This is a genomic window from Paenibacillus sp. G34 (assembly GCF_056856875.1).
Map to the genome: position 1 here is coordinate 2,564,094 of NZ_CM166469.1, position 21,457 is coordinate 2,585,550.

At 48.3% G+C, this 21,457-nt stretch carries 19 protein-coding genes; 17 read left to right on the forward strand and 2 right to left on the reverse strand.

Features of this window, described 5'->3' with window-relative positions:
* Nucleotides 1-185 precede the first annotated feature (185 nt).
* Nucleotides 186-338, forward strand: a complete 153-nt coding sequence (locus AC1VYS_RS11705) for a hypothetical protein (protein ID WP_482914372.1) — start codon at nt 186-188, stop codon at nt 336-338.
* Nucleotides 339-512: 174 nt separating this feature from the next.
* On the opposite strand, the gene AC1VYS_RS11710 is transcribed toward AC1VYS_RS11705, so the two are convergent.
* Nucleotides 513-752, reverse strand: a complete 240-nt coding sequence (locus AC1VYS_RS11710) for a hypothetical protein (RefSeq protein ID WP_090921063.1) — start codon at nt 750-752, stop codon at nt 513-515.
* Nucleotides 753-1,172: 420 nt separating this feature from the next.
* Here AC1VYS_RS11710 and AC1VYS_RS11715 point away from each other — a divergent pair, with 420 nt between their 5' ends.
* From AC1VYS_RS11715 to AC1VYS_RS11765, 11 genes are all read left to right on the forward strand, one after another.
* The gene (locus tag AC1VYS_RS11715; protein WP_441930741.1) at nt 1,173-1,493 is read left to right on the forward strand and encodes a hypothetical protein; all 321 of its coding nucleotides are present in this window, start codon (nt 1,173-1,175) and stop codon (nt 1,491-1,493) included.
* A gap of 53 nt (nt 1,494-1,546) precedes the next feature.
* On the forward strand, nt 1,547-5,551 hold the full coding sequence (gene essC, locus AC1VYS_RS11720; protein ID WP_482914373.1) for a type VII secretion protein EssC: 4,005 nt from the start codon (nt 1,547-1,549) through the stop codon (nt 5,549-5,551).
* A gap of 16 nt (nt 5,552-5,567) precedes the next feature.
* A complete protein-coding gene (locus AC1VYS_RS11725; RefSeq protein WP_482914374.1) occupies nt 5,568-6,398 on the forward strand; it encodes a hypothetical protein in 831 nt (276 codons plus the stop codon).
* 6 nt (nt 6,399-6,404) lie between these two features.
* Complete coding sequence (locus tag AC1VYS_RS11730; protein WP_482914375.1) at nt 6,405-6,953, forward strand: WXG100 family type VII secretion target; 549 nt, start codon at nt 6,405-6,407, stop codon at nt 6,951-6,953.
* A 183-nt stretch (nt 6,954-7,136) separates the two neighbouring features.
* Nucleotides 7,137-7,412, forward strand: a complete 276-nt coding sequence (locus AC1VYS_RS11735; RefSeq protein WP_441930734.1) for a WXG100 family type VII secretion target — start codon at nt 7,137-7,139, stop codon at nt 7,410-7,412.
* A 155-nt stretch (nt 7,413-7,567) separates the two neighbouring features.
* Nucleotides 7,568-9,622, forward strand: a complete 2,055-nt coding sequence (locus AC1VYS_RS11740) for a protein kinase family protein (protein WP_482914376.1) — start codon at nt 7,568-7,570, stop codon at nt 9,620-9,622.
* Nucleotides 9,623-9,656: 34 nt separating this feature from the next.
* Nucleotides 9,657-10,409, forward strand: a complete 753-nt coding sequence (locus AC1VYS_RS11745) for a vWA domain-containing protein (protein ID WP_090921050.1) — start codon at nt 9,657-9,659, stop codon at nt 10,407-10,409.
* A 10-nt stretch (nt 10,410-10,419) separates the two neighbouring features.
* Nucleotides 10,420-11,262, forward strand: a complete 843-nt coding sequence (locus AC1VYS_RS11750) for a hypothetical protein (RefSeq protein ID WP_482914377.1) — start codon at nt 10,420-10,422, stop codon at nt 11,260-11,262.
* 188 nt (nt 11,263-11,450) lie between these two features.
* On the forward strand, nt 11,451-12,257 hold the full coding sequence (locus AC1VYS_RS11755) for an SDR family oxidoreductase (RefSeq protein WP_482914378.1): 807 nt from the start codon (nt 11,451-11,453) through the stop codon (nt 12,255-12,257).
* 244 nt (nt 12,258-12,501) lie between these two features.
* The gene (gene hrpB, locus AC1VYS_RS11760; RefSeq protein ID WP_482914379.1) at nt 12,502-15,036 is read left to right on the forward strand and encodes an ATP-dependent helicase HrpB; all 2,535 of its coding nucleotides are present in this window, start codon (nt 12,502-12,504) and stop codon (nt 15,034-15,036) included.
* Nucleotides 15,037-15,202: 166 nt separating this feature from the next.
* Entirely contained in the window at nt 15,203-15,811 is a 609-nt protein-coding gene (locus AC1VYS_RS11765) for a general stress protein (RefSeq protein ID WP_441930724.1), read from the forward strand.
* 234 nt (nt 15,812-16,045) lie between these two features.
* Here AC1VYS_RS11765 and AC1VYS_RS11770 read toward each other — a convergent pair whose 3' ends face one another.
* Nucleotides 16,046-16,180 (reverse strand): hypothetical protein, encoded by a 135-nt coding sequence (locus AC1VYS_RS11770; RefSeq protein WP_482934511.1) that lies wholly within the window; start codon nt 16,178-16,180, stop codon nt 16,046-16,048.
* A 47-nt stretch (nt 16,181-16,227) separates the two neighbouring features.
* Here AC1VYS_RS11770 and AC1VYS_RS11775 point away from each other — a divergent pair, with 47 nt between their 5' ends.
* From AC1VYS_RS11775 to AC1VYS_RS11795, 5 genes are all read left to right on the forward strand, one after another.
* The gene (locus AC1VYS_RS11775) at nt 16,228-17,409 is read left to right on the forward strand and encodes an acyltransferase (RefSeq protein WP_482914380.1); all 1,182 of its coding nucleotides are present in this window, start codon (nt 16,228-16,230) and stop codon (nt 17,407-17,409) included.
* A 192-nt stretch (nt 17,410-17,601) separates the two neighbouring features.
* Complete coding sequence (locus AC1VYS_RS11780) at nt 17,602-17,976, forward strand: replication termination protein (protein WP_441930718.1); 375 nt, start codon at nt 17,602-17,604, stop codon at nt 17,974-17,976.
* Nucleotides 17,977-17,978: 2 nt separating this feature from the next.
* Entirely contained in the window at nt 17,979-18,995 is a 1,017-nt protein-coding gene (locus AC1VYS_RS11785) for a Gfo/Idh/MocA family protein (protein WP_482914381.1), read from the forward strand.
* A gap of 266 nt (nt 18,996-19,261) precedes the next feature.
* Nucleotides 19,262-20,518 (forward strand): MFS transporter, encoded by a 1,257-nt coding sequence (locus AC1VYS_RS11790; RefSeq protein ID WP_482914382.1) that lies wholly within the window; start codon nt 19,262-19,264, stop codon nt 20,516-20,518.
* An 87-nt stretch (nt 20,519-20,605) separates the two neighbouring features.
* A complete protein-coding gene (locus AC1VYS_RS11795; protein ID WP_482914383.1) occupies nt 20,606-21,301 on the forward strand; it encodes an ArsR/SmtB family transcription factor in 696 nt (231 codons plus the stop codon).
* The last annotated feature ends 156 nt before the right edge of the window (nt 21,302-21,457 follow it).

The following is a 21,457-nucleotide window of genomic DNA, read 5'->3' on the forward strand; positions in this document are numbered from 1 at the left end:
ACGACAGGACCTGCATGAATCCCGTCTGAGCGTTATTAGGACGGGATTTTGCATCATTTTACAACGGATGAAAGCACTTCTCTGGATACAATGAAAAAGCTGTTTGGGTAGCTTCCAATCTGGTTATTTATGGATACACGGAGCGAAAAGCTCCGTAAATATCTTGGCAAAGGGGCTTGGAATTCATGTCCATTGACCGCTTTATTTTAAGGAAATTAAATACCTGTCAGGAAGAACATACACGAGCAAATTTGGTTAGATTATTTGTCATTCGCATTCGGAAAGCTGAGATTGCTGAAGAGCAAGATGCGGCCTATGTGCTCGAAAGGTTGCAATAAGGGCATGTGGAAGGGTGTTACTGGCAATGACGTCAGGAGAAGTCCTACCTTGTAATGTTGTCCGATCAGCCATGTGGAGGTTGCCGCTAAACCACGTCAAAAAGGAAGCTTGTCCTTTATAGGGAAGCTTCCTTTTTCACGGTAACGTATAAACGAAGGTTACTGGACTCTTCTTCAATATAACGATAGAGCAAGAGAGTCATTTTCACTGCGGCTGTGAAGAATAGCTTCGCCGCCAACAATTTCAATACTAATCAAAGAGTGCAGACATTTTTGCAAAGCGCGTTTGCCGTTGCTGATCTTGTGCTCGAGAGCACTGCTAAGCAATCTTAATGTTTTTTGCACAGGTTGTTTGTTTTCTTGATTAAAATATACAGGGATTGATTTGTCTTGAAAAGTTATTAGAGTTCTCACTTGAAATCACCTCACGAGAGTTATTTCATACAGGTAATATTAAATACCAATGCTTAAAATTACCTTAAAATCAGCTTATGAAAACATAAAGGTGGATAAAGTTTGAAAAGTGTTCACAATTCAATTGTGGGCGAATGAATAAAAGTCCCAGATTCATCGTTTTATTTTACTATTAAATGGGAAAATGTACGATATTTTCGCATCGTTGCAATTTCTAAATGGAACAATGACACGAAAGTTCTGAGTCAAATGGACGATATTTTAATATATACGTGGGTCATATGTAACAAAATTACAGCGGATACGTTGCAAACAAGGGTTTTATATAAGAAAATAGGATGGAATACCGTTTCACTCGCATTTTTTTGATTTAATCTGACATTAGGACAATTTACATATGAGACCTTGGGAGGGATTCACATGATTCTAACCGTGTATTCCGGCCGGGAGGAAGGCGAATGGTTCGACATTGAGGTTCCGGATGAATGCACCATTGAACATCTAAAGACACTGCTCGGTGTACGAATATTCGGACAGGCACCTGGAGATGGGATTCAGTATATATTGGAGGCTAAATTTCCGGAGGGACTGTGGTTTAGTCCTCAGAACACCCAGCAGTTAATGGAAACAGGGCTTCGCCAAGGAAGCTGTGTACGTGTGCAACGCGCATTTTCAACGACTTCTGAAGAGGCTCCAATCTACGGAAGACGCTCGTTATTTCAACAGGAGAGCAACGAATAACGTTATAAAGCGTATCATTCATTAATTGAACAACTAAAGGAGGTCTTTTCTTCGTGAATGTGTTATACCAGCGTTCTCCGAGAATGACACCGGTTTTGAAGGAAGAGAACCTCGAAATCCTCAGGCCGCCTGCAGAACCCAACAAACCTACGTTTTCCATGATTTCAATCGTTGTTCCCGTGATGATGACGATGGTCAGCATCGGTTTCTACGTATACATCAATATGACTAACAAAATGAATAACAGCAGTTATATGATGTTCCAGATGATGACGGTTATGATGATGCTTACATCGTATACCATCCCGTTCTTTGTATATTTGAGCAATAAAAAATCGTATCGCAAAAAGATTGAGGAACGCAAAGCGATGTATCTCGCACAGCTGGATAAACACCGTGAAGAGCTGAAGGAAGCACAGGCTGATCAGGTGAAAAGCCTGCATGAGATTCATGGTGATCCGTCTGTGTGCCTGCAGGTCGTGAAGAACCGGCATAGCTCCCTCTGGGAGCGTTCTCCGGAAGATGATGATTTTCTACAGGTTCGTATCGGTACAGGAGAAATTCCTTTTCGCATTAAACTTCAGGTGCCGCGCATCGATGGATATGAAAAGGATGAATTAATTGAGGCAGCCCATGGACTCGCTGCTGAATTCCAGACTGTGCCTGATGCTACGATAACCCTGCCTTTATTCGAATCCAAAGTGATGGGGCTTGTGGGGGATCGGGAAGAAGTGATGGCTTCACTGCGGGTTATTCTCTCGCAGCTCACGGTAAGGCACTCACCGGATGAATTAAAGCTTGCTGCATTTTATGAAGAAAAAGATAGCAAAGAGTGGGAATGGCTCCGCTGGCTACCCCACATCTGGGACGAGGATCAGGGGCAGCGATATATGGCCGACAGGCACAGCAGTGCGCATCAATTGGCGGACAGCTTGTTTTCCGTGTTGAACCGTCGTCGTAACAATAAGGAAGACCGTTATAAAAAGACAGTGCAAACCCCTTGTTATGTTGTTATTCTGTCCGATACTCAGCTCATTGAAGAAGAACCTTTACTTCCATTGTTGCTTGAGGCTGCGCAAGAGATTGATGTATGCACAATTGTACTGGCGAACCGTAAACAATCACTGCCAATGCACTGTCAGTTAATTATGGAAGCTTCCAAGGACAAAGGAGTTTATATTAAAAAGACGGAAGATGCGGATGTCATCTCACAAACGTATAAACCGGATGTGATCTCGAAGGAGACAGCAGAGGCATTATCCCGATATATGTCACCGATCCGCCTAAAGCGCTCTTCTGCTTCGGAGATTCCGCAAGTGCTCCCGTTATTTGACTTGCTCAGCACTTCACATGTGGAAGATTTGGATGTGGTGTCTCGCTGGGCACAAACCAGATATCCGGATACGCTGCCTGTACCTATGGGAGTAAGGGCTGGCGGTAAAAAAATCTCTATTAATTTGCATGATAAAATCGAGCGGCAAGGGCATGGCCCGCATGGCTTGATTGCGGGTACAACCGGTTCAGGTAAAAGTGAAGTTATTCAGTCCATTGTTGCTTCACTGGCCGCCGAGTTCCATCCGCATGACCTGGCTTTCATGCTGATCGACTATAAAGGCGGGGGCATGTCCAACACCTTTGTTGACCTGCCGCATGTCGTAGGTACCATTACGAATCTGGACGGCAATCTGATAGAACGTGCTAATGTATCGCTTCGGGCAGAACTGGTTAGAAGACAGAAAATTTTAAATGATGCTGGAAACCTGCAACATATTGATGAGTATTACAAAATTTTGCGTTCCAGACATGAACAACCTTTGCCCCATCTTGTTATTATTATTGATGAATTTGCACAACTGAAACGTGACCAGCCAGAGTTCATGGACGAGTTGATCAGTATTGCAGCCATCGGCCGGACGCTTGGCGTTCACCTTATTCTGGCAACGCAAAAGCCTGCCGGCGTCGTGGATGATAAAATATGGAGTAACTCCCGTTTCCGCATCTGTCTTCGTGTACAGAGTGAAGGGGACAGCAGAGATATGATTAAAATTCCGAACGCTGCCTGGATTACCAAGCCTGGTCGAGGTTATTTTCAAGTCGGCAGTGACGAAGTTTTTGAAGAAATGCAATTCGCCTGGAGCGGTGCACCTTATAACCAGCAGGAGGATTCAACTACGGTGCTACCCGTAATGGAGGTACGCCTGAACGGCAAGCGTGAGCCGCTGTTAACGGGAGAACGAAGAGCTGTTCTTAAGGGAGAGGATGTCCCGAAACAGCTGCAGGTATTTATTGATTATGTCGCAAAGTCTGCTGAAGAGGCTGGCATAGAGCGTTTGCCTGGGCCATGGCTGCCACCGTTGCCAGAGACGCTGGAACTGGATTATCTTCATGACTGGAAGCAGGTGCAAAAAAGGGAACCTCTGCTGGAGGGTGGAGCGAGCGGGCTTAAACCGCTGGTTGGTATGCTGGATGATTTGCCGAATCAGCGTCAGTTGCCGCTGGCATTGCCCATGGATCAGGGCCATCTTGTCGTGTATGGCATGCCTGGTCTTGGCAAAACGACTTTTGTTCAGACGTTATTAATGTCTCTTGCCTCTACGGAGCGTACAGAGCCTTGGAACGGATACATTATTGATATGGGCCGTATGATGAAAGACTTTGCGGGGCTACCACAGATCGGCGGAGTGATGATGGCTGAGGAAGAGGATCGTATCAAGCGCTTGTTCCGTTACATTCTGAAAATTTCGGCGCAGCGCAAAGATATGATATCGGAGGCTGGGGTTAAAACGATTTCGGCTTATCGTCGTACTGCTCATGCTGCAGTCCCACAGATTTTGGTAGTTATTGACGGTTATATGTCTTTTCGCAATGCTTATCCAGATGAGAATGAATCGCTTGAGACTATTTTGCGAGAAGGCGGAAGTTTAGGTATTACCTTTGTGCTCACCGCTAATCGGGTCACCGATATTTTCGAGAAATTCAGAAGTAACATTCAGAATGCCGTTTCGTTTGAACTGTCTGATCCGAGTGATTATTATTATGCTGTGGGACGCCCTTCCAAGGCTCCCAGTCAGCTTCCTCCTGGCCGAGGGTTAGTGAAAGGGCAAGTACCTCCATTAATGTTTCAGGCTGCGCTACCGTCTTCCGGAGCGGATGAGGGTGAACGCTCATCCGCGTTGCGGCGGACCATTGCAACGATTCGTCAAGAGTGGACGGGGGAAGAAACACCACAAATTGCACCACTACCGGAAGAAATCAAACTTAAAGACCTTCTTGTTCGCACGGGATCCTTCGGTAAAGCATGGGAGACTTCAACGGTGAATGTACCAGTAGGTCTGCTTACGGACGATTTGGAGCCGTTTGAACTCAATCTACGTGAAGGGCCGCATTTTATGGTGGCAAGTCCTATGGAAGGCGGTAAAACGACATTTTTGCAAACCTGGATGTTGTCACTGGCCTATCATGCCTCGCCTGAGGATGTGCAAATATACACGGTAGATATGAGGTATGGCTCAGGTGGATTGGGTGAAATCAGCAGTTTGCCCCATGTCCGTGGACATGTATCAAGGGAAGAACAGCTTGCACCTGTCATTCAGGAGTTGTACGATGAAGTTCTAAAACGCGGTGAGATTAAGGGAGGTCCGGATATCGTACTTGTTATTGATGATGCGGACACTTTATCCAAACAACTCACCGATTTTAATGTAAAAGATCAGCTCGGTGTCATTGTTCGCCAAGGTAGAGACCGGGGGATTCATGTCATTCTCTCCGGGGTTCCAGCGGACTTTCCAACGTTCGGTTCGGATTGGGTAAGTGATGTAAAAGCTTCCCAAAGCGGATTGTTATTCGGGACTTTGGACCCTAATGATCTCTCGTTCTTCCGTATACCTTATTCGGAGTCCGGGGGTACCACAGGTGGGCTGAAGGTACTGCCACCGGGTCAAGGTTATTATATAAAACGCAAATATTCCAGGGTTAAAGGTGCAGTTCCATGTGATAGCAGCTGGAAAATGAATAATTGGATTTCAGAAATTCGTGACCGATGGCATGTTGTAGTTTGAGGGGAGGTGGCTCATAATGTTGACGGTTCATGATTCTAAGCAAAAGGTAGTCACGCTACAGATTAAGGAACTATTTTTCCTTGCTGGCATCCTCGGTTCAGATCGACTGCTCGGCGTGGAAGATCCGTTCCGCGGTTATATGGCAGAAGATATTGCCATGGAATGGGAGCGCGTCAAAACTTCTTTGCTGGACAAAGGCTACTTGATTCAGGATCAAGATACCGATGAGCTGATCATGACACCAACCGTGTTTTCCAGAGTAGCCATTGCCGGATTATCCGACAGAGCATGCTGGCTCCGCTATACGATTAACGGCAAGTCGCATGAAAGTTATATACACTGCACGGATGAACGCGTCGTTGAAGTCACCCGCGTTGCGGATGTTCCCGATTCGTTCCGTCTAAGTGATCTGGGAAATGTGCGTGAAGCCATTGATGTCCTGATTGAACGGATGAAGTGGAGTGGTCATTCTCCAGTGGAGAAACCGGCACTGATGTGTTCCAAGAAAAAGTTTTATGATGTCATGAATGGGCTAAAAGGCTGTGAAGTACAAACGCTTGCGGATGAGCTTTCACAGGAAACAAATGATTCTGAAGGTTCACTGGCATTAGCGCGTTGCTTGGTAGACAAGCAATCGGACGGAGAACTCAGGTTGCTCGTATGGGGGCAGGAAGGTTGGCGGTCACAATCGGCGGCATTTACTGCGAGCCCGATCTCCAACTGGTTATTCCGAATGAGCTCAACAGCCTCGGACGACTGGCTTGTTGCAGCACTGACAACAAAAGAACAGTTTCACGAAATGCTGCTGGACTGGCTTAAACAGCCTGCAGGGGAAGAGGAAAGGTGATGGTAAATGCGCATTCGTGTGGAACCGGATGTGCTTCGGGCACTGAGCAGGCAGATTCAGTATGCAGCGGAGCAAATACAGCAAAAAATGACAGTGTTGGATCAAGCGATACATTCGCTGGATTGGGATATCGAGTCCCGTGCAGCGGTGATGAGCGAATGGAATCGTAGTAAGCGGCTGGGTGAGGAAGCCCTTCGCCGTTTGATGGACTTAAGTGTGCAACTGGGCCGCAAGGCAGTATTATTCCAACAAGTAGACATGGAATATCGTTCCGTGCTGAGTCATGTCAATGTGGCCTATGGTAATGCGGTCAATATGCTGAATGTTCTTCAGAGCGGCCGCAGTGGCGAAATTCTGCCTGCGCATGCTGCTGATGTAGCTGTTGTATCCGACCCTCTATCCGCTATGGCAGCTGTATATCGGATACAGGATACTGCTCCTCCTGATGGTTCTCCAGCGACACTGGTACAAGCAATGCAGCCTGAACCGGTGGCATGGAGATTCAGAGACCCTTCCTTTCGAGAGAGAAGAGGAACTGAACCTGTAGTTTCATAAAAGTCCTGACAGACGTAGTGCAACTGGACGTGAAATAAATTGTAAATAGTCTGTTAGTTGAAGTTTCATATGCTAAAAATGGGGTAAATAGGATTAGGTCCTTCGGCTTTTGTCCGAGTGATCCTTGTATAGTACAATTTGAACAAACCAAAATAATTGCACACATCAAGGAGGAATTTAACAATGGCAGGACGTATTTTAGTTACCCCAGAACAACTGGATCAGGTCTCCAATCAATTCAAACAAAGTGGAGAACAAAGTCAGCAGATCGTATCTACATTGACTCAATCCATTACAAGCATGGAAGGACAATGGGAAGGTATGACAAAACAACGTTTCTTCCAAGAGTTCCAGGAAGCAAGCAAACAAATGCAATCTTTCGTTCAAACGCTGAATAGCATTAGTGCAGAACTTACAGCAATCGCGACTAAATTCCGCACAGCAGACCAATCTCGTTAATCTGCTCTTACATAGGTCCGGACAATATAGTAACTTAAATTGTCTTGACTATATGCGGGTAGCAAGTTGAAAATTGCACAAATACGGCAAAAACCGGGTGGACTACACCCGGTTTTTGCCGCAACTATAACACAAAGAATGAGAGAGGGATGAGCATGTCTTTTCAACCGAATCCCGGGGATGAAGTGGTGATTAATGATATTGCCTATACGATTGGTCAGCATCCAGCTGCGCCTGGTCTTGCTTATGCTCAAGCCGGCAGGCAAGGAATTGTTTATCAATTGATTCCCCGCGGCGACTCCATTCATGGGGCCAAAGCACTAAAAGTATTTTTTCCTAAATTCCGTATCCCGGCAATGGTCTATCAGTCCGAGCATATGGAGCCGTACAGTGAACTCCCTGGCTTAAAGGTATGCAAACGAGAAGTGCTCACTCCGGAAAGAAACGGAGCGCTTATTGGAGAACACCCCGATCTGTTATATGCAGTACTGATGCCATGGGTACAGGGTCTGACCTGGTTCGATGTGATCAGTGATCAAAAGCAGCTGACAGCGGAGGAAAGTCTGCAGCTGGCTAGAGCACTTGCAGGTACAGGTTCTGCAATGGAGCAGCGTGGACTCGCACATTGTGATATGTCTGCGCCCAATGTAATGATTCCGTTTTTTTCCGAAGTGCAGAACTCGGCACTGACTTCTGCAGTTGAACTGGTTGATGTGGAACAGATGTACGGCTCTAAAATGGATCGACCAGATGCATTGCTTGCTGGTTCACCTGGTTATGCAGCCCATCGAACAGTACACAGCGGTTTGTGGAGTTCTTATGCAGATCGATTTGCCGGAGCTGTTATTATCGCTGAGATGTTATGCTGGTCTGACCCCGCTATCGTAGAGAAGGCTTGGGGCGAGAGTTATTTTGATCAACATGAGATGCAAACCATGAGCGAGCGTTATTTCGCGATGCGCGGTTCTCTAGAGAATCGCTGGGGTTCCAAATTGTCGGATCTCTTTATCCGGGCATGGGAAAGTCATGATCTGAGCAGTTGTCCAACGTTTGGGGAATGGTACATTGCACTCGCAGCGGCGGATACACAACAGGCGGAGGCCTTTCTTGCTGCTCTGGCAGAGCCAGACGAGAATATGACAGCTTCCTCAGAGTCTGATGCGACTGCAACACCGAAGGACTCTGACGAGTCAAAAGCTGTAAATCAGGATGCTGCAGCCAGCCATACTTTAGATTCAAAACAATCCAGGGATCAAGAAGCTGTTGTAAATCGTCTGTTTTTGCAAGCGAGAGCTCTGGAGGATGAAGGCAAACCTGCGGCTGCGCTCGAAGTTTACCGTTCACTGTATCATTTCATTCCGGATAACAGTGCGATGCAGATGGAAGTTGAGGCTGCGATCAAGGAACTGGATGAGAAAATGAATGCGAAGACGGAGAGCACGGAGCCGGTACCAATTCCGTTTTACCGATCCAGAAAATTCATGATCTCTTCGGCGGTGCTTATTGTACTGCTGGCTGGTGGTGTACCAACAGTCAAAATCCTCGCCGATCAGTCCGAGGTTAAGCAGCAGGAAGCGGCTCGTCTGGCTGAAGCAAAAGCGGCACAGGATGCAGCCGCCGCCAAGCTCAAGCAGGAAGAAGCAGAAAAGCAGAAAGCTGCAGAAGCGGCAAAGCGGGAAGCTGATGCGAAGAAAAAGCTTGCAGAAGCGAAGAAAAAGGAAGCGGAAACGAAGAAACAAGAGGAAGAACGAAAAGCTTTGCAAGCAAAGTATGAGAAGCAGGCTAAATATGAGGCTTATCTGGCGAAGCAGGAGCAACAGAAAAAGGAAGCAGCGCAAAAGGCATTGCAGGCAAAATATGATCAGCAAGCGAAATATGAAGCTTATCTGGCCTGGAAAAAAGAAAATGATGCCAAAATAGCCAAGCAGAAAGCTGCCGCCGAAGCAAAACGTAAGCAGGAACTGGCACAGAAGGAAGCCCTTAAGAAAAAGCGTGCTCAAAATGTCGTGACTTTGATTGCAAACTATAACAAGGCGTATAATGCGCAAAAAGGCAGAAAAACAGATAACGCACTTTCCTATGCCCGTGACTTCAAAAACCTCTATAATACAGATGCTTCGTATTTTAAAGGTGTAGGGAAAGTGGCCGCGCGGATGAGTGCGCTCAACAAATTTTTGAGTAATTCCAAGTATACACTGCCTGACCTATAAATTTATATTAAATAATAGAGGTGACACACTCTAGATGAACTACACAATTCAAGCATCACAGCGTACACCTGCACTTATTATTTATTTAATTGATATCAGCGCTTCCATGAATATGGTGCTGGACAATCGTCGCCGAATTGACATCGTTTATGATGCTTTATCCTTGGCGATTCGCCAAATGGTGTTTCGTTCGACCAAGGGAAATCGGCTGACGCCTCGTTACCGAATCGCAATATTGGCTTACAGTGATGATGTATACGACGTATTGAACGGGATTAAAGGGATTGATGAGGTGGCAGCGGTGGGTTCGCTACCAGATCTGACACCTAGACGTTTCTCGGATTCGGCAAAGGCGTTTTTGCAGGCAGAGAAAATTTTGCAAGCGGAAATACCGAATATGCAAGACTGTCCAGCCCCGCTTGTCTGTCACATGACCGATGGTGTCGCGACAGGGGAAGACCCGGAACCGATTGCCAAACGTATTATGGGCATGAGTGTTCCCGATGGTAACGTATTGGTTGAAAATATATTTATCAGTGATCACTTGCTTGAAGCTCCTATCGCGGAGCCTAGACGTTGGAAAGGCATTTCTCCAGAGACCAATCTGCAAGACGAGCATGGGGAGAAGTTGCGCAATATGTCATCCGTGCTGCCTGAAAGCTATCGGGAAATGTTGGTGGAGGCAGATTATTTGCTTGCACCAGGCGCGCTTATGATGTTGCCTGGTACTTGTGCAGAACTGGTATCCATTGGATTCCAGATGTCTGCTGCGACACCTGTGAGATAGGAGGGGAATCATGCGAGCAATACGTATGGCGACATTGTCTGCCAGTGATCGGGGAGGTCATGCGAAGCAGCGGCATGACAATTTTCGCTATGTAAGCGTGCAGACGGGGGAACAGCCGTTAACTCGTTACCAGGGCAAGCTGAAATGCAGATACGGGTATGGACGTGCAGCAGAAAGCGTCAATCAAGGTGACGCAGGGCAAGACTTTGTTGCTATTCGCATGCAAGGCAATGTCTGTCATTTTGTATTGTGCGATGGAGTTGGCATGAGTTATCTCGGTGATTTTGCTGCACGTTTTCTGGGCAGTGCACTGCTTGAATGGCTGGAAAAGACGGCCACGTTAACAGCTGAAGGGGTGGAGCGCTTTCTTCAAAATTTAACGGGGGCTGCATCCGAACAGCTTGAACAGTTACAGCCTTTGGATACCTCTCCGCTTTTGTTGCGGGAGGTATTGATGGAGAAACGAAGTCAGGGAAGCCAGGCTATGTATGTATGCGGACGCATTGAACTTACATCTGGAGGTCGAAAGAGCCGAGCTTGGTTGGCATGGCAAGGAGATTCCAGAATACGACTCTGGCGTAATGGACAGGAACAGTCGGAACCATTCCAAAAGCATTGCAAGACGAGTGAACGCTGGTCTACGCGAGAAGGTTCTATAGGGGGCAAGCCCCATGTTTTTGAATTGAAAGGTTCAGGAAGTGAATCATTTCGTCTGCAGCTGTATACGGATGGACTGAATGATCTTGATGCCATTGATACATACATCCCCGATCAGCATATCCAAGTATTGCTGGATGCTGCCCATACGGGCGGACTTGAGGATGATGCCGCTTTCATTGAACTGGAGTGGTAAAAGCAGACATGGGATGAGGAGCGTTTGCCAGAGTACATGGCCTGTGTACATACGTGCCTGAAAAATGAAAAAAGTTGTGGGTGTTGATTTAAAAGCTGCTCGTTTTGGGTAATCTTGTGAAGAATTGATTGAAATCAAGTTGGATCGAATCTTCGTACATAATTTCCAAATCGAAGGAGTGATTGGGCATGACACAACACAGCAGCAGATTACCGTTTCAGGGCAAGGTGGCTATTATTACAGGAGCAGGCTCGGGAATTGGTAAAGCAACGGCACTCAAACTGGCGAATGAAGGGGCACATGTGGCCTTGTTTGATCTGGTAAATGATCGGATTTCACAGACAGAAGCGGAGATTAATGCGAACCATGAAGGGGCTGCGCGCGCATTTGATGTGGATATTTCCGATCCGGCGCGGGTTGAGAAGGCAGTACTGGAAACCGTGGAACTGTTCGGTGGGCTAGATATCGTTTTTGCCAATGCAGGCATTAACGGAGTATCCGCTCCAATCGAGGAGATTCAGGTGCAGGACTGGAAGCAGATTATTACGACAAACCTGGACGGCACATTTTTTACGGTAAAATATGCACTCCCTCATCTGAAAAAGCGTGGCGGGGGCAGCATTATTATCACAAGTTCAATTAATGGTAATCAGCGTTTCTCCAGTTTTGGGATGTCGGCTTATAGTACGTCAAAGGCGGGACAGGTTGCTTTTGCTAAAATGGCGGCTTTGGAACTGGCGAAGTTCAAGATCAGAGTAAATGTGATCTGCCCAGGTGCAATCGCAACGAATATTGATCAAAGTACAATCAAGACGGACGATTTGCAAGACATTATCATTCCGATGGAGTTCCCCGAAGGACAGCAGCCGCTTGCTGACGGACCAGGACAGCCGGAGCATGTTGCCGATCTGGTAAGTTTCCTCGCTTCCGGTGCATCCAAACACATTACCGGGGCCGAGATCGTGATTGATGGTGCGGAGTCTCTGCTCAGTTGATCTGTTCAATGACAGGGCAGTAAACGGATAAGATAACAACCTTTTGTGAACTAAAGATTAGCCCATCAGCTGAAACGTTAAAGACTGGATGACCTTGGGTGTAATCGCTACAAGTCATAGATTCGTATAGTCGTTCCTTCGGGACGGCTTTTTTTGTTATAATGCTAACATTCGAATATTGAACTTATGTAAGTGATAAAAGTATAAGTGATTAAAGTGGTAGACATCCATTAGGAGCGATGATATGTACACTGATTTACCGATAAATGTGATTATTCCGGAGTTACAGCAATTATTCCGTGATCAGGACACGGGTGTTTTGATCGCAGAACCGGGAGCAGGAAAGACAACGGTTGTACCGCTCGCCATGCTGGAGGAGCCTTGGCTGGATGGCAAAAAAGTTATTATGCTGGAGCCGCGCAGGCTTGCAGCCCGTTCAGCTGCGGCGAGAATGGCTGCATCACTGGGAGAAAAAACAGGAGAGACGATCGGATACCGTGTACGAATGGATACCCGGGTAAGCCCGGCTACACGTATCGAAGTGGTCACTGAAGGTGTGCTGACCCGTATGTTGCAGCAGGATCAGGGACTTGAGGATACGGCGATGATTATTTTTGACGAGTTCCATGAACGGCATCTGCATGGGGATCTGGGTCTGGCATTGGCGCTGGAATCCCGTGCGATGCTGCGTCCTGATCTGAAACTGCTGGTGATGTCGGCTACGCTTGATCCGGCTCCGGTCTGCAATTTGCTGGGTGAAGAAACCCGCGTGGTAAACTGTGCCGGGCGCACGTTTCCGGTGGACACACGATATGTCCCTAAACCTGCGGCAGTTGAACTCGAGAGCTGGACGGCTCGCACGATCATTCGAGCTTTGAGTGAAGAAGAGGGAGATATCTTGGTTTTTCTTCCTGGGGCGAGAGAGATCCATCGTACCGAACGGGAACTGTTGCAAGTGTTGCAAGCTTCACTTCCTGCACAGGTGAACATACATACGTTATATGGCAGTATGTCTGCGGAGAAGCAGGATGAGGCGATTCGGCCTGCTGTAGATGGCTGGCGCAAAGTCGTGCTGTCCACCTCGATTGCGGAGTCGAGTCTTACCCTTCCGGGTGTAAAAGTGGTGGTAGATGCCGGGCTTAGCCGAGCTTCGGCTTTTTCGCCCAGAACGGGGATGAGCCGGCTTGTGACACTGCCGGCATCCAAGGCGTCCGCTGACCAGCGGCGCGGACGTGCGGGGCGTATTGCCCCGGGGGTGTGTTACCGGCTATGGAGCGAGGAGGCTCATGGTGCGCTGCCTGAAGCAGCGCGCCCGGAGATCACCTCCGCGGATCTTGCGCCGCTGGCGCTGGAGCTTGCCGCCTGGGGTGTCCAGTCCCCAGCTGAGCTGCGCTGGCTGGACACCCCGCCTGATGCGGCATACGCTCAGGCACAGGCGCTGCTGCGCCAGCTGGGCGGCCTGGATGACGCAGGCCGCATTACGCCCTTTGGGCGGCGGATGAACACGCTCGGCGTTCATCCGCGGCTGGCCAGCATGCTGCTCCGCGCGGCGGAGCTTGGGCTGGCCAGCTACGCCAGCACGCTGGCGGCACTGCTGCAGGAGCCCGGAGGCCTCCGCAGCAGCAGTGCAAGTGCTGGCGGCGCGGGCACGGACTTGCGCCCGCGCGTGGAAGCGCTGCTGGCCGCAGGCCGCAGCAGCGCCATGCCGCAAGCGTCAGCAGCTGGCGCAGACGGTGCTGCCGTGCGGCGCATGCTGCAGGAGAGCCGCCAGCTTCGCTCGGCGCTCGGCAGCCCGGCGGCCGAGCCGGTGCGGCCGGATGAGGACAGCTGCGGATTGCTGCTGTCCTTCGCGTATCCGGACCGGATCGGGCAACGCCGGGAGGACGGCCGCTATCTGCTGAGCAGCGGCCGAGGGGTGCGGCTCGCGGGGACAGAGTCGCTGAGCCGTTCCGCCTACCTGGTCGCAGCCGAGGCAGACGACCAGGGCGCGGATGCGCGCATCCTGCTGGCTGCGCCATTGCAGGAGCAGACGATGCTGCGTGCCGCTCAGCATCTCCTGCACGAGGAAGTGCTTGTGGCTTGGGATCGCACAACAAAAAGTGTGCGGGCGCACAAGCGGCAGTGTATCGGAGCGCTGATCATCAAGGAAAGCCCGATCGTGAAGCCACCAGAAGATCAGGTGCTTGAAGCACTTATATCGGGTATACGTCAGGAAGGATCAGACATTCTGCCATGGAGCAAAACATCCCGCCAACTTGCGGATCGCTTGCGTTTTCTGCATCTGCACTTGCCGGACTGGCCTGATCTGATTGAAGATCAACTGACCGATGAGCTGTCCGAACAGCTTGCACCTTATTTAACGGGCATGCGCTCGGCGACTGATCTGAAGCGTCTATCGATGCATGACGTGCTTCTGGGCGGACTCAGCTGGACGCAGCGGCAACAACTGGATGAAGAGGCTCCCACCCATATCCGGGTTCCAAGTGGTTCACGCATTCCGGTGGATTACAGTAATCCGGAAGATCCGATCCTGGCTGTTCGATTACAGGAGATGTTTGGTCAACATGAGACACCACGCATCGGAGGCGGACTGGTTCCGGTCACACTTCATTTGTTATCCCCAGCGCAGCGTCCTGTTCAGGTTACACGGGATTTAGCCAATTTCTGGCGCGAGACCTATTTTGAAGTGAAAAAAGATTTGAAAGGGCGTTACCCGAAGCATTACTGGCCGGATAATCCACTTGAAGCGGTTGCAACGAATCGAGCAAAACCGCGATAAAAAATGTACTTCAATATCTTCATTTTCCGTCCTTATGGAAGCTCGTTCTTTTGACCTAAATTAGTATCCGTGCATACGTTTATCAGCCCAAGAACGTTTGAAAGAAAGAATGACGGGTAATAACATAGCGAAGCGAACCACTCAAAATTCTGAGGAGGTATTCACTATGAAGAAGAAAATCGTAGGTGTGTTTAATACAGAGCGTGAGGCATCGCAAGCTATTGAAAGTTTGAAAGCAGAAGGTTTTACGTCTGATGAAATATCGGTTGTTACCCAGGATAGAGATGAGCTGAAGGCCATTCGGGAAGAAACAGGCACGAAAGCGCCGGAGGGAGTAGCAGCAGGGGCTGCCACTGGCGGCGTGCTTGGAGGCGTAGCCGGATTACTCGCCGGAATAGGTGCGCTGGCTGTTCCGGGGATCGGCCCGATTCTGGCTGCAGGACCCATTGCAGCGGCCTTCACAGGTGCAGCTGTAGGTGCAGGAGCCGGCGGACTCGTTGGCGGACTCGTCGGGCTGGGCATTCCAGAAGAAGATGCGAGAGAGTATGAAGAATATGTGCAGAATGGTAAAATTCTGTTGCTGGTTGACTCGTCCGACCGAGACAGCACGGTATACGATGTGTTCAACTTGAAGCGTCACACACATTCGAACATCGACTCTCTGCACGGTGAAGATGTGAACGCGACTGAGGTTCGTTCGGATCTGGATATGGAAGAGCGCCGGATGGAAGCGCAGACCAAAGCCGCTCGTTTTGGCAACAACACCTTTTTGTAAAGGCGATGCCTTGTTTAAAGGCTGATAAATCTTTCCATGAAGAACGTCAAGGCTGAGCACACAGAACAGATGTGGACTCACTCTAAGTTAACGGCTTTGAAATAGGAATGATGCATGGAAATTAAACATGGACTACAGCCGGTCTCCGCTGAGGAGGCCGGTTTTTGTAACCATACGGGGTTTGGCTGTCTATAGGTTTGCAACTTCTTAAGTCAAATATTGTTTTTTGCGTTGTCAGGCAGGGAATAACAGTACATACAGCAGTACCGCAAGTGCGAAACCAATGACAAGAAGCAAGAGACTGAGAAAAGTGATGAGTCCAGTTGTAGCTTGAAAAGTCTGCTCATGGGCCATAGGCCTCCTATCCATGAGTGAAAAGTTTGTTTTATATTTCTAGAATAATCAAGAAGGGTAGGTTGAGTGATTTGCCTCGCAAAGAACGGATTACCGAAATCGAAACACTAAGAGGAATCGCTTTTGCAGCCGTCGTGTTGCAGCATTCCATTGCGCATTACTCCCTGGTTCCGCAGGCAGGACTTCAGGATGGCGTCGTGCTGGCTTTGTTACTGATGCTCGCCAAGTTTGCGGTACCGTTGTTTATATTTATAACCGGGATGGTGCTGTTCTACAACACTGGGGATCAGTTGCATTATGGCCAGTTTATGCGCAAAAGAGTAATGGACGTGATTTTACCTTATGTGGTCTGGTCTCTCATTTATTTTATACTTGCGCCGCGCAACTGGGCAGATTTCGGTTGGCAGGACATTCCTGATCTCGCTCTGAAGCTGGTAACAGGCAAAACAGCTTCACATTTCTGGTATATCATTATGCTGATTCAGTTTTACGTGTTTTTTCCGTTATTTCTGCGTGGCATCCGATATGTGCACCATCGTTACCAAGCCAAGGGAAGAATGACTGCATTGCTGGTCTCAGGCGTAATGTTTCTGATTCTATCCGATCAATTAAGGAACATTGCCGGATGGATGGAGCGTCTGCAAATCCCGGTCCTAACGGATGCCTTTACAACCTATGCAGACCGTAATTTCATCTACTTCTTCTTTTATTTTGTACTTGGTGCGGTGGCGGGACTTTCCGTTCAGCGCTGGCAGGAATGGATTGTTCGTTTGCGCTGGGTATACTGGCTGGTGTTTATCACCCTGGGGCTACGGTTTATTTATCTATTAATGCTGGAGTTTCAAAAGCCCGAAGGCATTCAAATCCGTTTTTATACCGTCAGCCTGATCAGGCCCGATATGATTCTGTTCCTGATTGCTTCGATTATGGTCATGTACCAACTTGCTGGCAAGCTTCGTCAACCCCAAGTTCTCTATTGGTTGGGATGGATCGGTGGCATGTCGTATGGAGGTTATCTGATGCATATGCTGGTGCTTCGTTACAGTTATATTCCAGATGAATGGCTTTACGTGGCATGGGGATGGAATCCATCGGTACGCATGATCGTCACTTGGCTAGTGGCACTTGGGGTGTCTTGTATGCTGACCTGGCTAATCTCATGTCTGAAATGGGGAAAATGGATCGTCGGCGTTGTACCCAAGCAGACGCAAGTCAGTAAAACGACTGCTTCGACTCAAAAATGAATATATCATCATGTGAAAATTTCACAATAATAAACATCTTTGCTTGCTTACTCCAGCCGTTTTAATCCGTCTTTTATCTTGCTTATTCCCAATAGCAGCCTGTCACAAGGGCAAGATCAGGAGCAAGATGGCAGGATCAGAACATATGTTTTATAATGAGATGTAGACAGGTTCTGACAGGAGGGAACGAGCATGGCTTTTATGATTGCACAGCGGGCATTTATCAAAGTTTATCTTATAACGATGGTGGAGCAACACAGAGGCTATGGCTACGAAATGCTGGAAGCGATGAAAGAGGAATTCAAAGATTACGGATATGTACCGCCTCAGAGTGAGGTATATCGTGCATTACATGAGTTAGTCCAACAGGGTATCTTTTATCGAACCAAAAAATTAAAGGGCAATGATCCAAAGGTGGATTTTCAGGAGATCGTTCTCTATCATTTCACGGATGACGGTGCAGCCAAAGCAGAATTATACAAGAAACAGGTGAAAGCCGATCTGGATCGTTGTCTTGGCATTTTGCACAAGGCAGAAGCGGATAATTACGGTACGAAAGGAAGATGAGCATGAACAGACCTCTGCAGTGGGGTGTACTGGGAACTTCAACGATTGCCAGAAATGCAATCATTCCTGCGATACAGCAGTCCGAACGTGGTGAAGTGCTGGCCATTGCCAGCCGCTCGAAGGAAAAAGCGGAAATGCTGGCTGAAGAGATGAATATCGCCAGATCCTATGGCAGTTACGAAGAGCTTATTGCTGATCCAGATATCCAGGCTGTATACATTCCGTTACCTAACCATATGCATAGAGAATGGACCATTAAAGCTGCTGAGGCTGGAAAACATGTGTTATGCGAGAAACCTGCGGCTTTGAATGCCAAGGAATCCATCGAGATGATCGAAGTATGCGAACGTCAAGGGGTTTTGTTCTCAGAAGCCATTATGTATCGATATCATCCAAAACACAGACGGGTTCAAGAGATCATCGAGAGTGGCGAGATTGGAACGGTCAGAGCCATTCATGGTAACTTTACATGTAATACCGCTGATGATAAAGATAATGTGAGATTCAAAAAACATATGGGTGGGGGCTCCATTTTTGACCTCGGTGTATACCCAATTTCTGCTGCCCGCATGTATCTGGGACAGGAGCCAGAGGCGGTTACCGTTCATGCGCTGTTCTCGGAGGAACATGACGGCGTAGATATGATGGCATCGGGATTGATCGAGTTTCCGAACTCGGTCGCCCTGACCTTTGACTGTGGCATGTGGGCTTCAGGACGGGCTGAGATGGAGATTCTCGGTACCGAAGGACGCATTGAGCTGCCCAAAGTGTTCGGCTGGGAGAATAGCGATATTCCGCCTCAGATTATCATTCATACCGATTCGGTGAGCCGGGAGGAACGGGTTTCGGTATCCAACTCGTATGTGCTACAGGTGGAGACGTTTGCGACTGCAGCCCTTGAGGGAGAAGCGTTGCCATTCGGTCCGGACAACACCATTCGGAACATGCGTGTCATTGATGCCTGTCTGGAATCTGCACGCAGGCGTCAAAGGGTGCTGGTGGATCATAGTCCGATCTAAATAACTGCTGAAACTGCGTTGTACCGATACGCCATTGGACGGAAGACTATACTTTGAAGGCTAATCCATAAAATACATGATTTTCAGAGGACTCCATCACTATTGATGAGAGTCTTTTTTGTATGCCTGAATCAGCTGGACAACGCAGCCAGGTCTATTTTTAATCCGACGTTAAAAATATTTTCACGTTTATATTGCTTTTTGCATAAACTTCGTTAAAATAATATTAACATGAAAAATATTTTAACGTTAGGGAGTGGAGAGATATGAACGAAGGTGCTGTGGCTGGGAAACAAGGGTTGGGGGAATTAATTCGAATCAGACCCTATATCCAATTTATGTTGAGTAAAATGGTGTCCCGCTTTGGGGATTCCATCGATTCGATTGCTTATAGCTGGATGGTTTACATTTTGACCGGTTCGAAGGTGCTGATGGGAACATTGCTGGCGGTTAATTTTCTGCCGAATATTCTGTTTGGCTTGTTTGCCGGAGCACTGGTTGATCGATTATCCCCGAAAAAAGTTATCGTGATGACCAACACCGGACGGGGAGTGTTGGTTGGTATTACGGCACTTTTATTCGCTCTAGGTCAGCTTGAAGTCTGGCATTTATTCGTAGTCACCATCTTGAACTCCTTGTTGGAATGTTTTACGTCACCTGCTGAGGTATCCAGTGTTCCAAGGTTACTGCCTCAGTCCATGTTGCTTTCGGGTAATGCGATGACTTCATCGGCTACCCGGCTGGCCGAACTTGCAGGTCTTGCTGCGGCTGGAGCCTTGATTGCAACCGTGGGCATAGCATGGACGATCTGGATCGACGCCGCCTTGTTTGCGGTGAGTGCAATCCTGATGAGCCGGGTGGACTATCCGGAATGGATGTCACCGCGGGCAATATCCTCTGGCGCCAGGAGTATAATCTCCGATATGGCGGAAGCTTTTCATTTTCTACGTAAACATGCGCTGTTATTGGTCTCTTCGACGCTCTTCGCATGGGTTAACTTCTGCCTGATGCCATTTAACGTACTGCGTACACCTTACGTGATGGAGACACTGCAAGCAGGTGCATGGGGATTAAGTCTGCTTAGTGGGCTTTTAGTTGGCGGGATCGTGCTTGGTGGTCTGTGGATGTCACAAAACGGGGCTCGTTATCGCAAAAGTGTACTGGTCATCACCGGCATTGTTATGCTTGGTTGCGGCTACGCAATGACTGCACTTCCGGCTTACATGACGTCATACCAGCTTCCCGTTGCAGGTGTGTTCTGTCTGCTTATGGGTCTGGGCATTCCGCTTGCGACAACACCGCTGGTTTCTTATCTGATGGAGGTGACTCCCTCCCATATGCTCGGCAGAGTCTCTGCATTGCAAAGTATGCTGGTATTAAGTGTTTCGCCGCTCGGCAGCCTTCTGTCCGGGGTTCTCGCAGACTGGTTCTCCATGCCGATCCTGTTCATTCTGTTTGGTGTTCTACTCGGATTATCGGCGATTTCGCTGCTTGCCAGTAAAAGTTTTCGCCAGGAGATGTGAGGGAGTCCTTTTGACCGCAGTCCTGTCTGAACGCTATAATATAAGGAACGAAGGGCAGGCAGGTACCCCGGAAATGAGGATTCAGGTATGCAGCAGCATAAAGTGCTTTCAACGATTGAAGAGATCAAGATATACTCTGATCCGTACCGGATACAGATTATGAATATGTTTAATCGCCAGAGCCGACCGTCCACCGTGAAGGAAATCGCGGATCTGATGGGCGAGGTGCCTGCGAAGGTGCATTATCATGTAAAAAAGCTGGAGAAGATCGGCCTCCTAAGCATGGTATCCACACGTGAAATCAACGGCATTATCGCCAAATATTATGAACCCTTCTCGGGTGAAATTCATCTGCGGCACAAGGATGAAGAGGATGAGAATTCACCGCTTAAACAGGTCTTTCGCTCCGAGACACTTAAACTGCTGAACGAGATGTTTGAGCAGAGCCGTCAGCGTTTTATGAATCATGCAGAACATGATAACGAGGAAAAGCGTTTTATTTCCGACATGACGCTGTACGCTACGGCGGATGAAGTCGAGGAGTTATACCAGAAGATTGTAGAGCTGTGCAAGCCGTATTTAACCAAAGATGGACAGAAAGCGGATCATCAGGTTTTCCAGTTATTCACGGCACTGTCCAAAGAGGTTCAAGCTTCACAGCAAGCTGGTTCCGGGTCTAAGAAGAAGAAGGCAACGGTACAGAAAAAGGGAAAAGAGTCTGCTTCCAAGGCGCCTGCAAAGGCATCCACAACATCTGACATACCACCCGGTACAACCGAGTAGGGGGAGAAGAGATCTGGACGTTCTGGAAGCCGCGAGGCTTCGGGGTCTACAGATGGCTAGCGTTGTAACTTAAATAGGTTATTTCTTTCTATGTAGAATGCACAATGGACCTGAGTGAGTGGTTGGAACGGAACATTTAATAATTATAGGAAGATA

Excerpts from the sequence above, each read along its gene's own strand:
- AC1VYS_RS11705 (WP_482914372.1), top strand. The coding sequence starts at position 186 with ATGTCCATTGACCGCTTTATTTTAAGGAAATTAAATACCTGTCAGGAA.
- AC1VYS_RS11715 (WP_441930741.1), top strand. The coding sequence starts at position 1,173 with ATGATTCTAACCGTGTATTCCGGCCGGGAGGAAGGCGAATGGTTCGAC.
- AC1VYS_RS11725 (WP_482914374.1), top strand. The coding sequence starts at position 5,568 with ATGTTGACGGTTCATGATTCTAAGCAAAAGGTAGTCACGCTACAGATT.
- AC1VYS_RS11730 (WP_482914375.1), top strand. The coding sequence starts at position 6,405 with ATGCGCATTCGTGTGGAACCGGATGTGCTTCGGGCACTGAGCAGGCAG.
- AC1VYS_RS11735 (WP_441930734.1), top strand. The coding sequence starts at position 7,137 with ATGGCAGGACGTATTTTAGTTACCCCAGAACAACTGGATCAGGTCTCC.
- AC1VYS_RS11740 (WP_482914376.1), top strand. The coding sequence starts at position 7,568 with ATGTCTTTTCAACCGAATCCCGGGGATGAAGTGGTGATTAATGATATT.
- AC1VYS_RS11745 (WP_090921050.1), top strand. The coding sequence starts at position 9,657 with ATGAACTACACAATTCAAGCATCACAGCGTACACCTGCACTTATTATT.
- AC1VYS_RS11750 (WP_482914377.1), top strand. The coding sequence starts at position 10,420 with ATGCGAGCAATACGTATGGCGACATTGTCTGCCAGTGATCGGGGAGGT.
- AC1VYS_RS11755 (WP_482914378.1), top strand. The coding sequence starts at position 11,451 with ATGACACAACACAGCAGCAGATTACCGTTTCAGGGCAAGGTGGCTATT.
- hrpB (WP_482914379.1), top strand. The coding sequence starts at position 12,502 with ATGTACACTGATTTACCGATAAATGTGATTATTCCGGAGTTACAGCAA.
- AC1VYS_RS11765 (WP_441930724.1), top strand. The coding sequence starts at position 15,203 with ATGAAGAAGAAAATCGTAGGTGTGTTTAATACAGAGCGTGAGGCATCG.
- AC1VYS_RS11770 (WP_482934511.1), bottom strand. The coding sequence starts at position 16,180 with ATGGATAGGAGGCCTATGGCCCATGAGCAGACTTTTCAAGCTACAACT.
- AC1VYS_RS11780 (WP_441930718.1), top strand. The coding sequence starts at position 17,602 with ATGGCTTTTATGATTGCACAGCGGGCATTTATCAAAGTTTATCTTATA.
- AC1VYS_RS11785 (WP_482914381.1), top strand. The coding sequence starts at position 17,979 with ATGAACAGACCTCTGCAGTGGGGTGTACTGGGAACTTCAACGATTGCC.
- AC1VYS_RS11790 (WP_482914382.1), top strand. The coding sequence starts at position 19,262 with ATGAACGAAGGTGCTGTGGCTGGGAAACAAGGGTTGGGGGAATTAATT.
- AC1VYS_RS11795 (WP_482914383.1), top strand. The coding sequence starts at position 20,606 with ATGCAGCAGCATAAAGTGCTTTCAACGATTGAAGAGATCAAGATATAC.